This is a genomic window from Alicycliphilus denitrificans (assembly GCF_044792555.1).
In the GTDB taxonomy this organism is placed as follows: domain Bacteria; phylum Pseudomonadota; class Gammaproteobacteria; order Burkholderiales; family Burkholderiaceae_C; genus Alicycliphilus; species Alicycliphilus denitrificans_A.
This window is the reverse complement of sequence record NZ_CP126238.1, coordinates 3,967,501-3,980,937: the sequence shown is the minus strand read 5'-3', so window position 1 is coordinate 3,980,937 and position 13,437 is coordinate 3,967,501. Positions and strand designations below refer to the sequence as shown.

Below are 13,437 nucleotides of genomic sequence, written 5' to 3'. Positions count from 1 at the left end.
CATGCGCAAACGCAGCCTGCTCATGGCCCTGGGCGCCGCGCCGCTGGCGGCCTGCGGCTTTCGCCTGCGCGGCATGCCGCAGTTCGCGTTTCGCTCGCTGTACGTGCAGGCCCCCGGTGGCTCGCTGCTGGCACGCGAGCTGGTGCGCCAGCTGCAGGCCTCGGGCGGCCAGCTCACGGTGATCACCGATGCCGCCCAGATGACCCAGGCCGAGGCCATCCTGGACCTGCTCTCCGAGCAGCAGGAGCGTGTCGCCGTGGGCCTGAGCGCCGCCGGCCAGGTGCGCGAGCTGCAGCTGCGCCTGCGCCTGCGCTTTCGCCTGCGCGGCCAGCAGGGCCAGGAATGGATTGGCGAGACCGAGCTGCTGCAGCAGCGCGACATCAGCTACAACGAAACCATCGCCCTGTCCAAGGAGGGCGAAGAGGCCATGCTGTACCGCAACATGCGCAGCGAGCTGGTACAGCAGCTGATGCGCCGGCTGGCGGCTGTAAAGTCCCAGTGACGCACTGGAGATGCTATTTTACTGATAGCTCCTTGCGCTTGATGAACAAGGGTTGGAGGCCGATTTGGCTCAAATTCCGCTGAACCAGCTTGGCGCCCAGCTGCACAAAGGCCTGCGCCCGCTCTACACCCTGCACGGCGACGAGCCGCTGCTGCAGCAGGAGGCGCACGACGCCATCCGCGCCGCCGCGCGCGCCCAGGGCTACACCGAGCGCAGCAGCTTCACCGTGGCCGGCGCGCATTTCGACTGGAGCGCCGTGCTCGCCGCGGGCGGGTCCTTGAGCCTGTTCGCCGACAGGCAGATCATCGAAATCCGCATCCCCTCGGGCAAGCCCGGCAAGGACGGCGCTGCCGCGCTGCAGCAGATCGCCCAGGCGGCCGATGGCAACGACAGCACCCTCACCATCGTGCTGCTGCCGCGCCTGGACAAGGCCACCAGGACCGGCGCCTGGTTCTCGGCCCTGGAAGCGCATGGCGCCACCGTGCAGATCGACCCCGTGGAGCGCGCCCAGCTGCCCGCATGGATCGCCCAGCGCCTGGCCGCCCAGGGCCAGCGCGTGGCCGCGGGCGAGGAGGGCCAGCGCACGCTGCAGTTCTTTGCCGACCGCGTCGAGGGCAACCTGCTGGCCGCGCACCAGGAGATACAAAAGCTTGCGCTGCTGCACCCCGCGGGCGAGCTCTCCTGGGCGCAGGTCGAGGCCGCCGTGCTCAACGTCGCGCGCTACGACGTGTTCAAGCTGTCCGAGGCCGTGCTCGCCGGCCAGGTGGCGCGCACCCAGCGCATGCTCGACGGCCTGCAGGCCGAGGGCGAGGCCGAGGTGCTGGTGCACTGGGCGCTGGCAGAGGACATCCGCGCCCTGAAGCGCGTGAAGGACGCCATGAACGCCGGCAAGCCCCTGCCCATGGCACTGCGCGAAAACCGCATCTGGGGCAACAAGGAGCGCCTGTACGAGCGCCTGCTGCCCCAGGCCAGCGACGCGCAGCTGGCGCGCCTGCTGCGCTCGGCCCACATCGTGGACGGCATCGTCAAGGGCCTGAAGGCCCCCGACTGGCCCACCGACGGCTGGCAGGCCCTGTCGCGCCTGGCGCTGCAGCTGTGCCGGCTGGGCCAGCCGGCCGTGCGCTAAGCCTGTCGGACTTGGAGCGACGAAGCCAAAAATGGACTGCTGCGGTCGATTGGCCGCCGACGCTTTCCAAGCCCGGCGCAAAAAGCTGCCGTTGCCGCAGGCGGGGCGGCAGCTGTGGCTTGCCGGCCTGGTTTCCCCAAGCAATAGTTGCCTGGCCGGCGCGGCTGGATGGGACCGTGCCAAAAAGTTCAGCGACAAGTAACGCCGCATACGCCTGTTGCAGCGGTGTTACCTATGTCGGCTTGAGATAACGAATTACCCGCGTGAAACTGGCCTGCCGCGGCCTGCCGTCGCGGCAAACCGGGCGTATCCAGGCGCTTGCCAGCTGTGTGGGTGCGCACTATGTGTTGGGACACAAGCCTGAAGGAGGTTGATCATGGCAACGCGCAAGAACGGTAAGCCCGACAAGCCCGACAAGCCCGACAAATCCGCCGGCAACGATCCATGTGAATGCCGCTCGGGCCCGCTGGCGGGCACGGCCTTCGTGGGGCTCAGGGGCCTGAACAGCACCACGGGCAAGTGGCTGCACTATGCCGATGTCGATGGCCAGGCGATCTTCGAGGGCGACATCGTGCTGGGCAGCATGGCCGACATGCAGGCCGACGAGTCGGGCAACCTGGTGCTGTTCTCGGTGGGCATTACCAGTCCGGATGGCGTGCAGTTCCGCTGGGCCAATGGCCGCGTGCCCTACGAGATCGATGCGGCCCTGCCCAACCAGGCGCGGGTCACGGACGCCATCGCGCACTGGGAGGCCAACACCGCCATCCGTTTCGTGCTGCGCACGGCGGCCAATGCCGCGCAGTTTCCGGACTTTGTGCGCTTCGTGCCCGGCGGCGGCTGCTCGTCGTTCGTCGGCCGCCGCGGCGGCGCCCAGGCGATCACGCTGGGCGCGGGCTGCACGCTGGGCAATGCCATCCACGAGATCGGCCATGCCGTGGGCCTGTGGCATGAGCAGAGCCGGGAGGACCGCGACCAGTTCGTGCAGGTCAACTGGGCCAATATCGACCCGGCGATGCAGCACAACTTCAATCAGCACATTCAGGACGGCGACGACCTGGGCGCGTACGACTTCGGCTCCATCATGCATTACCCGGCGACGGCCTTCTCGACCAACGGGCAGCCGACGCTGGTGCCGCGCGTGGCGCTGCCGCCGGGCGTGACCATGGGGCAGCGCTCGGGGCTGTCGGCCGGCGACATTGCGGGTGTGCGGGCCATGTACCCGAATGTGGGGCCGACGGTCAAGGAGGTGGCCAAGGATCCGATCCGCGACACGGTCAAGGAGATTGCCAAGGATCCGATCCGCGACACGGTCAAGGAGATTGCCAAGGATCCGATACGCGACACGATCAAGGAGGTACGCAAGGATCCGATCAGCGACACGGCCAAGGAGGTGCGCAAGGACCCGATCCGCGACACGGTCAAGGAGGTGCGCAAGGATCCGATCAGCGACACGGTCAAGGAGGTTGGCAAGGACCCGATCCGCGATCAGGTCACGGTCAAGGAGGTTGGCAGGGATCCGATCGGCCCCGGCCCCGGCCCGCTGGTCAATCCGGCGCGGGGCGACTATGCCGCGCCCTTCGTGCTGGCCGGGGCCAGCCGCCAGCCGCAGCTGGGCGGCCAGGGCGATGCGCTGCAGCAGGCGGCCGAGCAGCTGGAGCAGCTGGCCGCCGCGCACCAGGAGGCCCAGGCCATGGCCGATGCGCTGGCGCAGGAGCTGGAGCAGGCCCTGGAGGCCTGGCAGGCCATGGGAGGCGGCGAGGGGCCGGCATGATCCTGGTCGTCTCCTACCCGGGCGAGGAGCACACGGATGCCGTGTGCGAGCGCCTGGCCGCCGCCGGGGAGGCGGTGCACCGGCTGGACCTGTCGGACTTTCCCGGCCGGTGCCCGGTGGCCTTCGACTGGCCTGGCCAGGCGCCGCCGTCGCTGCGCCTGCTGGGCGGGCCGCCCATCGACCTGGCGGCGGTGGACGCCGTGTGGTGGCGGCGCGTGCGCGCCTTTGAGATCGACCCGGCGGTGGGGCCGGCCGACCGGCGCCAGTTTGCCCACAGCGAGACGGAGCAGGCCGTGCTGGGCATGCTCGATTCGATAGCCGCGCCGTGGATCAACCCGCGCGGCGCCGACGACGCCGCGCACCGCAAGCCCCTGCAGTGGACCCAGGCCGCCGCCGTGGGGCTGACGCTGCCGCCCACCTGCGTGACCACCTCGCCCGATGCCGCGCGCGCCTTCTGCGCGGCGCAGCGCGGCGCCGGCGTGGTGTTCAAGCCGTTCCTGGCGAGCATCGAGGACTGGCGCGAGACGCGGCTGGTCGAGGAGGAAGACCTGGCGCGGCTGGATCTGGTGCGCCTGGCGCCGGTGATCTTCCAGCGCTGCATCCGGGGCGTGGACCTGCGCGTCACCATGATCGGCGACGCCATCTTTGCCGCCGAGATCGACGCGCGCGACAGCGACTATCCGGTGGACATGCGCATGGTGATAGGCCAGGCGAAGATGCGCGCCGTGCAGCTGCCGGCCGCGCTGGCCGAGCGCCTGCGCGCGCTGATGCGGCGACTGGGGCTGGTCTATGGGGCGATCGACCTGAAGCAGGATGCGCGCGGCGACTACTATTTCCTGGAGGTCAATCCCGCAGGACAATGGCTGTTCGTGGAGACGCGCACGGGGCTGCCCATCACGCAGGCGCATGCGGATGCGCTGCACCGGCTGGCTGCCGGGCGGCGCCGGCGCAGGCTCCATTCAACCCAATCCAGCAGCCCAGGCCGCAACGATGCCACATCTAGAAGGACAGGTGCTCTGGCCCAGCGACGCAGCGCCGGGCGGGGCTGAGCTGACGCTCACGGTGGAGCTGCGCGACGTCGCGTGCCAGGATGCGGCCGCGCCGCTGCTGGCGCAGTTTGTCGCCAAGCTGGCCGCGCCGCTGCCGGGCGCAGCCAGCACGTTCCGCCTGGACTGGGCCGGCCCGGCGGGCGGCCCCCTGTCCGAGCTGGCGCTGCAGGCGCGCGCCGTGGACGGCGGCGGCACGCTGCGCTACATCAGCACCGAGCATGTGCGCGCCGAGCCCGGCGCACGCGTGCGGCTGCGGCGCGTGGGCTGAGAGCCCGGCGCCAGCGCCGGCGTGGCGTTCTGCGTCAAAATCGCGCCCATGAACGCTCTGAACATCGCCGAATACACCCAGTCGCTTGGTTTACAGGCAAAAACGGCCTCAGCACTTATGGCGCGGGCACCGGCAGCTATCAAAAACAAGACCTTGCTGGCGCTGGCGCGGCTGCTGCGCGCGAACGTGCAGGCGCTGCAGGTGGACAACGCGCGGGATCTTTCGCGCGCGCGCGCCGCCGGCCTGGCCGAGCCCATGGTGGACCGGCTGAAGCTGTCCCCCCAGGTGATCGAGACCTGCGCCCAGGGCTGCGAGCAGCTGGCGGCCATGCCCGACATCATTGGCGAGATCATCGGGATGAAGCAGCAGCTCAGCGGCATCCGCGTGGGCCAGATGCGCGTGCCCATCGGCGTGTTCGGCATGATCTACGAGAGCCGGCCGAATGTGACCATCGAGGCAGCGAGCCTGTCCATCAAGAGCGGCAACGCCTGCATCCTGCGCGGCGGCTCCGAGGCCATAGCCTCCAACCAGGCACTGGCGCGCCTGGTGGTGCAGGCCTTGCAAGAGGCCGGCCTGCCCGAGCATGGCGTGCAGCTGGTGCAGACCACCGACCGCGAGGTGGTGGACCGGCTCATAGCCATGCCCGAGTACGTGGACGTGATCATTCCGCGCGGCGGCAAGGGGTTGATCGAGCGCATCAGCGCGGGCGCCAAAGTGCCGGTGATCAAGCACCTGGACGGCAATTGCCATAGCTACGTGGACGAGCCCTGCGACATCGCCCTGGCCGTGCGCGTGGTGGACAACGCCAAGACGCAGAAGTACAGCCCCTGCAACGCCAGCGAAAGCCTGCTGGTGGCGCGCGGCGTGGCGGCGCAGTTCCTGCCGCGCATCGGCGCCATCTTTGCCGAAAAAGGCGTGGAAATGCGGGTTTGCGCCGAGAGCAAAGCGTTGTTAGCTGGCGTTTCAGGAGCAAAGCTGGTGGATGCCACCGAGCAGGACTGGAGTGAGGAATACCTGGCGCCCATCATCAGCATCAAGGTGGTGGCGGGGCTGGACGAGGCGATTGCGCATATCAACCGCTATTCCAGCCACCACACCGAGGCGATTCTGACCACCGACCACCGCCACGCCCAGCGCTTTCTGCGCGAGGTGGATTCGGCCAGCGTGATGGTCAACGCCAGCACGCGCTTTGCCGACGGCTTCGAGTACGGGCTGGGCGCCGAGATCGGCATCAGCACCGACAAGTTCCACGCGCGCGGGCCGGTGGGGATGGAGGGGCTGACCTCGCTGAAGTGGGTGGTGCTGGGCGAGGGCGAGGTGCGGCAGTGATTCATGGCACGCATGGCAGGCGCCGTCATCCCGGCGCAGGCCGGGATCCAGTGGCACGGCCAGCCGCGTGGATTGCGGCTTGCGCCGCAATGACGCTGGCACGGTTGGCTGTCGCACGCCAGCGGCGCGGGCCTCCATGAAGATCATCATCCTCGGCGCCGGCCGCGTGGGCCAGAGCGCGGCGGCCAGCCTGGTGTCGGAGCACAACGACATCACCGTCATCGACACCGACGCCGAGCGCCTGCGCGAGCTGGAGGCGCGCCTGGACCTGCGCGGCGTGGTCGGCAGCGGCATCGATCCGAAGGTGCTGGCCGAGGCCGGCGCGCGCGATACCGATCTGCTCATCGCCTGCGCCGCGCAGGATGAGACGAACCTGGTCTGCGCCAAGGTGGCGCAGATGCTGTTCAACGTGCCGCAGTGCATTGCGCGCGTGCGCACCAGCGGCTTCGAGGACGGCAGCGCGCTGCTGTCGCGCGAGGGTTTTGCGGTGGATCACATCCTGTGCCCGGAAGACTCGCTGGTGCGCTACATCGCCAAGCTGGTGGAATACCCCGGCGCGCTGCAGGTGCGCGAGTTTGCCGGCGGGCGCGCCTGCCTGATCTCCACGCGCGCACGTGCCGGCGCACCGGCCGTGGGCCAGGAGATCCGGCAGCTGCGCGAGCAGATGCCGGACGTGGCGGTGCGCATCGTCGCCATCTACCGGCGTTTTCCCGACGAGCCCGACCGTTTCGTGCCCTGCGACGGCACCACGCGCATCGAGCCGGGCGACGAGGTGTTCGCCCTGGCGGGGGTGCAGCGCGTGCCCCAGGTGCTGGCGGCGCTGCGCCTGCGCCCGGGCCAGCCGCCGCGCCAGGTGCGCCGCATCATGATGGCCGGCGGCGGCGTGGTCAGCGAGCGCCTGGCGCGCACGCTGGCCGAGCACAAGGAGCGCTTTCACATCAAGGTCGTCGAGCCGCATGCGCAGCGCAGCGTGGCCCTGGCCTCCAGCCTGCCGCAAGAGGTGCTGGTGCTGCAGGGCGAGACCTCGGACGAGGATCTGATGGCCGAGGAGGGCATCGAGGAGGTGGACTTCTTCCTGGCCCTGTCGGACGACGACGAGAACAACATCATGTCCTGCCTGCTGGCCAAGCGCATGGGCGCGCGCCGCGTGCTGGCGCTGATCCACCGCCAGGCCTACGCCGAGCTGATGCACGGCACGCAGATCGACATTGCGCTGTCGCCCGCCCAGGCCATGCTCGGCGAGCTGCTGGCCTATACGCGGCGCGGCGACGTGCAGGCCGTGCACAGCCTGCGCCGCGGCGTGGCCGAGGCGCTGGAGATCGTGGCGCGCGGCGACAAGAAGAGTTCGCGCGTGGTGGGCCGGCGCGTGGAGGAACTGCCCTTGCCGCCCCAGGTGCACATGGGCCTGATCGTGCGCGGCCTGCCCGATGCGGATGCGCCGCCGCCGGCCGAGGGCGAGGCGCCAGCGGCACAGGAGCAGGAGCCCGAGGTCATCATCCCGCGCAGCCACACGGTGATAGAGAGCAACGACCATGTGGTGTTCTTTCTGCCGCACAAGCGCCTGGTGCGCGAGGTGGAAAAGCTGTTCCGCGTCAGCGCCACGTTTTTCTAGAGCCAGCGGGCCATGCGCGATTTACTCCCCGTCTTGCGCGTGCTGGGCATGCTGATGTGCATGTTTGCGCTGGCCATGGCGCTGCCCGGTGCGGTGTCCTGGTGGCAGCGGGAGGCGGTGTGGCAGGTCTACCCCCGGTCGATTGCGCTGACCCTGGGCGCGGGCCTGCTGCTGTGGTGGCTCATGCGCGGCTACCGCCAGGAGCTGCAGCCGCGCCATGGCGTGATCCTGGTGACTCTGGTGTGGGTGCTGCTGCCGCTGTGCGCCAGCCTGCCGCTGTGGCTGGCCCTGGCGCAGATCGGGCGGCCGATCTCGTTCACGCATGCGTATTTCGAGGCCGTCTCGGGCCTGACCACCACCGGCTCCACGGTGCTGTCGGGGCTGGACGAGCTGCCCTTGTCGGTGAACGTGTGGCGCACTTTTTTGCAATGGATGGGCGGTATGGGCATCTTGATCCTGGCCGTGGCCATCCTGCCCCTGCTGGGGGTGGGCGGCAGCCAGCTGTTCAAGGCCGAGGCCGCCGGCCCCATCAAGGACACCAAGCTGACCCCGCGCATGACCGAGACGGCCAAGGGCCTGTGGAGCGTGTACGCGGCGCTGTCCGTGCTGTGCGCGCTGTGCTTCTGGGCCGGCGGCATGGCGCCCATGGATGCCGTCATGCACATGTTCACTACCGTGAGCCTGGGCGGCCTGTCCTCGCACGACAGCAGTTTCGCCTTCTTCGATTCGCCCCTGCTGGAGGCGGCGGCGGTGTTCTTCATGCTGATTGCCAGCTGCAATTTCACGCTGTACTTCGTGGCGCTGCGCAAGGGCCATTGGCAGGGCTTCTGGCGCGACCCCGAGGTGCGCGCCACCATGACGGCGCTGATCGGCGGGGGGCTGCTGGTGGCGCTGCTGTTGTGGGCCAAGGGCGTGTACGAGCCTTTGCCTGCGCTGCGCCATGGGCTGTTCCACGTGGTGTCGGTAGCCACCACCACGGGCTACGCCACGCAGGACTACCTGGCCTGGCCGGTGTTTGCGCCGGTGTTCATGCTGCTGCTGTCGGGTGTGGCCACCAGCGCCGGATCGACGGGCGGGGGCATCAAGATGGTGCGCGTGTTGATCCTGGTGCAGCAGGCACGCCGCGAGCTCACGCGCCTGGTGCACCCGCGCGCCGTGCAGCCGGTGCTGCTGGGCGCTCGCGTGGTGGACAGCCGCATGATTTTCTCGGTCATGGCCTTCATGCTGGTCTACGGCGCCACGGTGATCGTGCTGAGCATGGTGCTGCTGCTCACCGACCTCGATCCGCTGACGGCGTTTTCCGCGGTGCTCGCCAGCGTGCACTGCATGGGGCCGGGGCTGGGCACGATCGGCCCGAGTTCCAATTACGCGGTGCTCACCGACTTCCAGGTCTGGGTCTGCACCCTGGCCATGCTGCTGGGGCGGCTGGAGATCCTGAGCTTCATGGCGCTGCTCTCGCCTGCGTTCTGGCGCCGTTGAACTACGTACGTAGCGGCGGGCGCGGCGTCCCTACAATGCGGCGCTTGACCGCATCATCAGGTTTTTTTATGGTTCCCCACCTCGTCACCGCACTCACGGGCCCGATCAACGAGCTGGAGCAGCGCATCCTGGACTCCATGCCTGCCATTGAGCGTTGGTTCCGCCTGGAATGGATGGAGCACACGCCGCCGTTCTATACCTCGGTGGATATCCGCAATGCCGGCTTCAAGCTGGCGCCGGTGGACACCAACCTGTTTCCGGGTGGCTGGAACAACCTCACCGACGAAATGCTGCCGCTGGCGGTGCAGGCGGCCATGGCGGCCATCGAGAAGATCTGCCCCGAGGCGCGCAACCTCCTGATCATCCCGGAGAACCATTCGCGCAACACCTTCTATCTGGCCAACGTGGCGCAATTGGTGCGCATCTTCAACATGGCGGGGCTGAATGTGCGCGTGGGCTCCATCAGCCCGGACATCAAGAAGACCACCACCGTCACGCTGCCCCATGGCGAGACGGTGACGCTGGAGCCGGTGATACGCAACAAGCGCCGCCTGGGGCTGAAGAACTTCGACCCCTGCACCATCCTGCTGAACAACGACCTGTCGGCCGGCGCGCCGGGCATCCTCGAAGAGCTGTACGAGCAGTACCTGCTGCCGCCGCTGCACGCGGGCTGGAGCGTGCGCAGGAAGAGCCGCCACTTCAAGAGCTACGAAGAGGTGGCCAAGCGCTTTGGCAAGATGCTGGGCATAGACCCCTGGCTCATCAATCCGCTGTTCGGCCACTGTGAGGGTGTGGACTTCAACGAGGGCTTGGGGCTGGAGGCGCTGGCGAGCGCCGTGGATGTGCTGCTGGCCAAGGTGCGGCGCAAGTACAAGGAATACGGCATCAAGGAGAAGCCCTTCGCCGTCGTCAAGGCCGACAACGGCACCTATGGCATGGGCATCATGACGGTGCACGACGCCAAGGAGATCGAAGACCTGAACCGCAAGACGCGCAACAAGATGGCCGTGATCAAGGACGGCCAGGTGGTGCATGACGTCATCGTGCAGGAGGGCGTGCTCACGCGTGAGCGTGTGCACGAGGCCGTGGCCGAGCCCGTGGTCTACATGATGGACCGCTACGTGGTCGGGGGCTTCTACCGCATGCATGCCGAGCGCGGTGTGGAAGAGAACCTGAACGCCCCCGGCGCCAGCTTCGTGCCGCTGGCCTTCGAGCACAGCACCCAGCTGCCGCAGCCCGGCGTACGCCCGGGCGTGAGCGCGCCGAACCGGTTCTACATGTATGGCGTGATCGCGCGCCTGGCCATGCTGGCCGCCAGCTATGAGCTGGAGGCCACGGACCCGGAGGCCGAGGTCTACGACTGAGCCCCGCTACCACGGCGGCTGCCCCGCCGTTGCTGCTATACAGGGCGCCCCGGGCCAGCGCACAATCATCAACCCTACCTACCAGGATCCCTTGGCTGCGACCGGGGACAGTTCGTGCAAAACTCGAAATCCTCGCTCCCGGGCTTGACCGTTGGCGCCATCGGCGTCGTCTTCGGTGATATCGGCACCAGCGTGCTCTACACCGTCAAGGAGGTGTTCGCCACCGGCCATGTGCAGTTCACCCATGACAACGTGTATGGCGTGCTCTCGCTCATCTTCTGGACGCTCACCGTCATCGTCTCCGTCAAGTACGTGGTGCTGGTGCTGCGCGCCGACAACAATGGCGAGGGCGGCCTGGTGGCCATGCTCACCCTGGCGTCCCGCGCCGTGGCCGACCGGCCCAGGCTGCGTCACTGGATGCTGCTGGTGGGCATCTTCGGCACCTGTCTGTTCTATGGCGACGGCGTCATCACCCCGGCCATCACCGTGCTGGGGGCGATGGAGGGCCTGGAGGTCATGTCGCCGGAGATGGCCAAGTACGTGATCCCGCTCACGCTGCTGGTGCTGTTCGCGCTGTTTGCCGTGCAGAAAAAGGGCACGGCGGGCATAGGCAAGTTCTTTGGGCCGGTGATGCTGCTGTGGTTCTTCACCATCGCTGGGCTGGGCCTGCTGCACATTGCCAAGCATCCCGAGATTCTGTGGGCCATCTCGCCGCATTACGCCTGGGGCTTTGGCATGCACAACCCGGGTATCACCTTCATCATCCTGGGTGCGGTGGTGCTGTGCGTGACGGGGGGCGAGGCGCTCTACGCCGACATGGGGCACTTCGGCAAGCGCCCGATCCGCCTGGCCTGGTTCTCCATCGCCATGCCCGCGCTCACGCTCAATTACTTTGGCCAGGGCGCGCTGCTGCTGGCCGACCCCGAGGCGGTGAAGAACCCGTTCTTCAACCTGGCCCCCGAGTGGGCCACGCTGCCGCTGGTGGCGCTTGCCACGGCGGCGGCGGTGATCGCCTCGCAGGCGCTGATCTCGGGCGCGTACAGCGTGACCAAGCAGGTCATACAGCTCGGGTTTCTGCCACGCCTGCAGATCCTGCACACCAGCGTGCACGACAAGGGCCAGATCTACATGCCCTTCGTGAACTGGGGCCTGTTCGTGCTCATCGTGCTGGCGGTGGGCATGTTCCGCTCCTCGGGCAACCTGGCCGCGGCCTATGGCATTGCGGTGACCACCGACATGCTGATCACCACCGTGCTCACCTTCTTCGTCGTGCGCTATGCCTGGAAGCTGCCGCTGTTGGTCTGCCTGGGGGCCACGGGGCTGTTCTTCACGGTGGACATCCTGTTCTGGTCCTCCAACCTGCTCAAGCTGATCCATGGCGGCTGGTTCCCGCTGGTGATTGCCGGCGCGGTGTTCCTGCTGATGGTGACCTGGCGCGACGGCCGCGCCCTGCTGACCCAGGCGCTGCAGGATACGGCGCTGGACCTGAAGGAGTTTTTGGGCGCCTTGTTCATCGCGCCGCCGACACGCGTCGAAGGCACGGCGGTGTTTCTCACCTCCCGCGACGGGATCGTGCCCAATGCCCTGCTGCACAACCTCAAGCACAACAAGGTGCTGCATGCGCAAAACCTCTTTGTCACCGTGCACAACCATGAAGTGCCCTGGATCGGCATGGAGAAACGCCTGGAGGCCGAGGCCCTGGGCAGCGACTGCTGGCGCGTGAGCGTGAACTATGGCTTCAAGAACGACTATGACCTGCCCAAGGCTCTATCCTTGCTCGAAGGGCGCGGCGTGGATCTGAACCCCATGACGACCAGCTACTTTCTGTCGCGCGACATCGTCACACCCACGCTGGGTAAGGGCATGGCGCTGTGGCGCGAAAAGCTGTTTGCGCAGATGCACCACAGCGCCAGCGCGGCGGCGGAATTCCTCAATCTGCCCAGCAATGCCGTGGTGGAGCTGGGCTCCAAGGTGGAGATTTGAGATGTTTTTCGGCTTTAATCCTTGGTCCATAAGCGCTATAAGCTATGAAAATTGAAGTGTTCCTGTCGGTGCCGTCGCGGCAGGGTTGCCACAATCCGCAGCCATGCAGTTTTTCAAAGACCTGAGCCTGTCTGCCGCCACGGCCGGCTTCGTGGCCGTGCTGGTGGGCTTCACCAGCTCCGTGGCCATCGTGTTCCAGGCGGCCCAGGCCTTCGGCGCCACGCCCGAGCAGATCACCTCCTGGATGTGGGCCCTGGGCCTGGGCATGGGACTGTGCTCGCTCGTACCCTCGCTCATCCTGCGCCAGCCGGTCATGGTGGCCTGGTCCACGCCGGGCGCAGCGGTGCTGGCCACGGCGGGGCTGGCGGGGGGCTTTTCCATGGGCGAGGCCGTGGGCGCCTTCATGGTCTGCGCGCTCCTGATCACGCTGGCCGGCATCACCGGCTGGTTCGAGCGGGTGATGAACCGCATTCCCATGGAAATTGCCTCGGCCCTGCTCGCTGGCGTGCTGGCACGCTTTGGCATGCAGGCCTTTGCCGCCCTGCAGACCGCCTTGCCGCTGGTGTTGCTGATGTTGCTGGCCTACCTGCTGGCGCGCCGGTTGTTGCCACGCTACGCCGTCGTGGTCACGCTGGCGGTGGGCATTGCCTGGGCCGCGCTCAACGGACAAATGCGCTGGTCCGCCGTGCACCTGGCACTGGCCGTCCCCGTGTTCACCGCGCCGCAGTTCAGCGTGCAGGCGCTGATGAGTCTGGCCCTGCCGCTGTTCATCGTCACCATGGCCTCGCAAAACCTGCCGGGCGTGGCCGTGATGCGCGCTACCGGCTACCAGCTGCCGGTGTCGCGCCTGATCAGCATGACCGGCCTGGCAACCCTGGTACTGGCGCCCTTTGGCGCCTTCGCGCTGAACTTCAGCGCCATCACCGCCGCCATCTGCATGGGGCCCGAGGCGCA

General features: G+C 67.8%; 11 protein-coding genes (1 of these 11 only partly in view). All 11 read left to right on the top strand.

Translation table 11 applies throughout. From position 1 onward, the window contains the following. Position 1 precedes the first annotated feature (1 nt). Positions 2–502: an LPS assembly lipoprotein LptE gene (gene lptE, locus P7644_RS18920; protein ID WP_404300789.1), complete on the top strand. Its 501-nt coding sequence runs from the start codon at positions 2–4 to the stop codon at positions 500–502. A gap of 64 nt (positions 503–566) precedes the next feature. Beyond that, positions 567–1,628 carry a DNA polymerase III subunit delta gene (gene holA / locus P7644_RS18915; RefSeq protein ID WP_404300788.1) on the top strand — a complete coding sequence of 354 codons (1,062 nt, stop codon included), beginning with the start codon at positions 567–569 and terminating at the stop codon, positions 1,626–1,628. A 376-nt stretch (positions 1,629–2,004) separates the two neighbouring features. Next, entirely contained in the window at positions 2,005–3,399 is a 1,395-nt protein-coding gene (gene legP / locus P7644_RS18910) for a Dot/Icm T4SS effector Zinc-dependent metalloprotease LegP (RefSeq protein WP_404300787.1), read from the top strand. Beyond that, positions 3,396–4,448: an MvdC/MvdD family ATP grasp protein gene (locus P7644_RS18905; protein ID WP_404300786.1), complete on the top strand. Its 1,053-nt coding sequence runs from the start codon at positions 3,396–3,398 to the stop codon at positions 4,446–4,448. The genes legP and P7644_RS18905 overlap by 4 nt, the downstream gene beginning before the upstream one ends. Next, on the top strand, positions 4,411–4,716 hold the full coding sequence (locus P7644_RS18900; protein WP_404300785.1) for an S-adenosylmethionine tRNA ribosyltransferase: 306 nt from the start codon (positions 4,411–4,413) through the stop codon (positions 4,714–4,716). The genes P7644_RS18905 and P7644_RS18900 overlap by 38 nt, the downstream gene beginning before the upstream one ends. A gap of 48 nt (positions 4,717–4,764) precedes the next feature. Further along, positions 4,765–6,045 carry a glutamate-5-semialdehyde dehydrogenase gene (locus tag P7644_RS18895; protein ID WP_404300784.1) on the top strand — a complete coding sequence of 427 codons (1,281 nt, stop codon included), beginning with the start codon at positions 4,765–4,767 and terminating at the stop codon, positions 6,043–6,045. A gap of 136 nt (positions 6,046–6,181) precedes the next feature. Then, entirely contained in the window at positions 6,182–7,657 is a 1,476-nt protein-coding gene (gene trkA / locus P7644_RS18890) for a Trk system potassium transporter TrkA (RefSeq protein WP_404300783.1), read from the top strand. Between the two features lie 12 nt (positions 7,658–7,669). After that, positions 7,670–9,136 (top strand): TrkH family potassium uptake protein, encoded by a 1,467-nt coding sequence (locus P7644_RS18885; RefSeq protein WP_404300782.1) that lies wholly within the window; start codon positions 7,670–7,672, stop codon positions 9,134–9,136. Between the two features lie 68 nt (positions 9,137–9,204). Then, a complete protein-coding gene (gene gshA / locus P7644_RS18880) occupies positions 9,205–10,500 on the top strand; it encodes a glutamate--cysteine ligase (protein ID WP_404300781.1) in 1,296 nt (431 codons plus the stop codon). Between the two features lie 114 nt (positions 10,501–10,614). Then, positions 10,615–12,483, top strand: coding sequence for a potassium transporter Kup (locus P7644_RS18875; RefSeq protein ID WP_404300780.1), 1,869 nt, complete (start codon positions 10,615–10,617; stop codon positions 12,481–12,483). Positions 12,484–12,586: 103 nt separating this feature from the next. Continuing rightward, positions 12,587–13,437: the 5' portion of a benzoate/H(+) symporter BenE family transporter gene (locus tag P7644_RS18870; RefSeq protein WP_404300779.1), read on the top strand. It continues 352 nt past the right edge of the window; 851 of the gene's 1,203 nt are visible here — the first part of the coding sequence; its start codon is at positions 12,587–12,589; its stop codon lies off the right edge, out of view.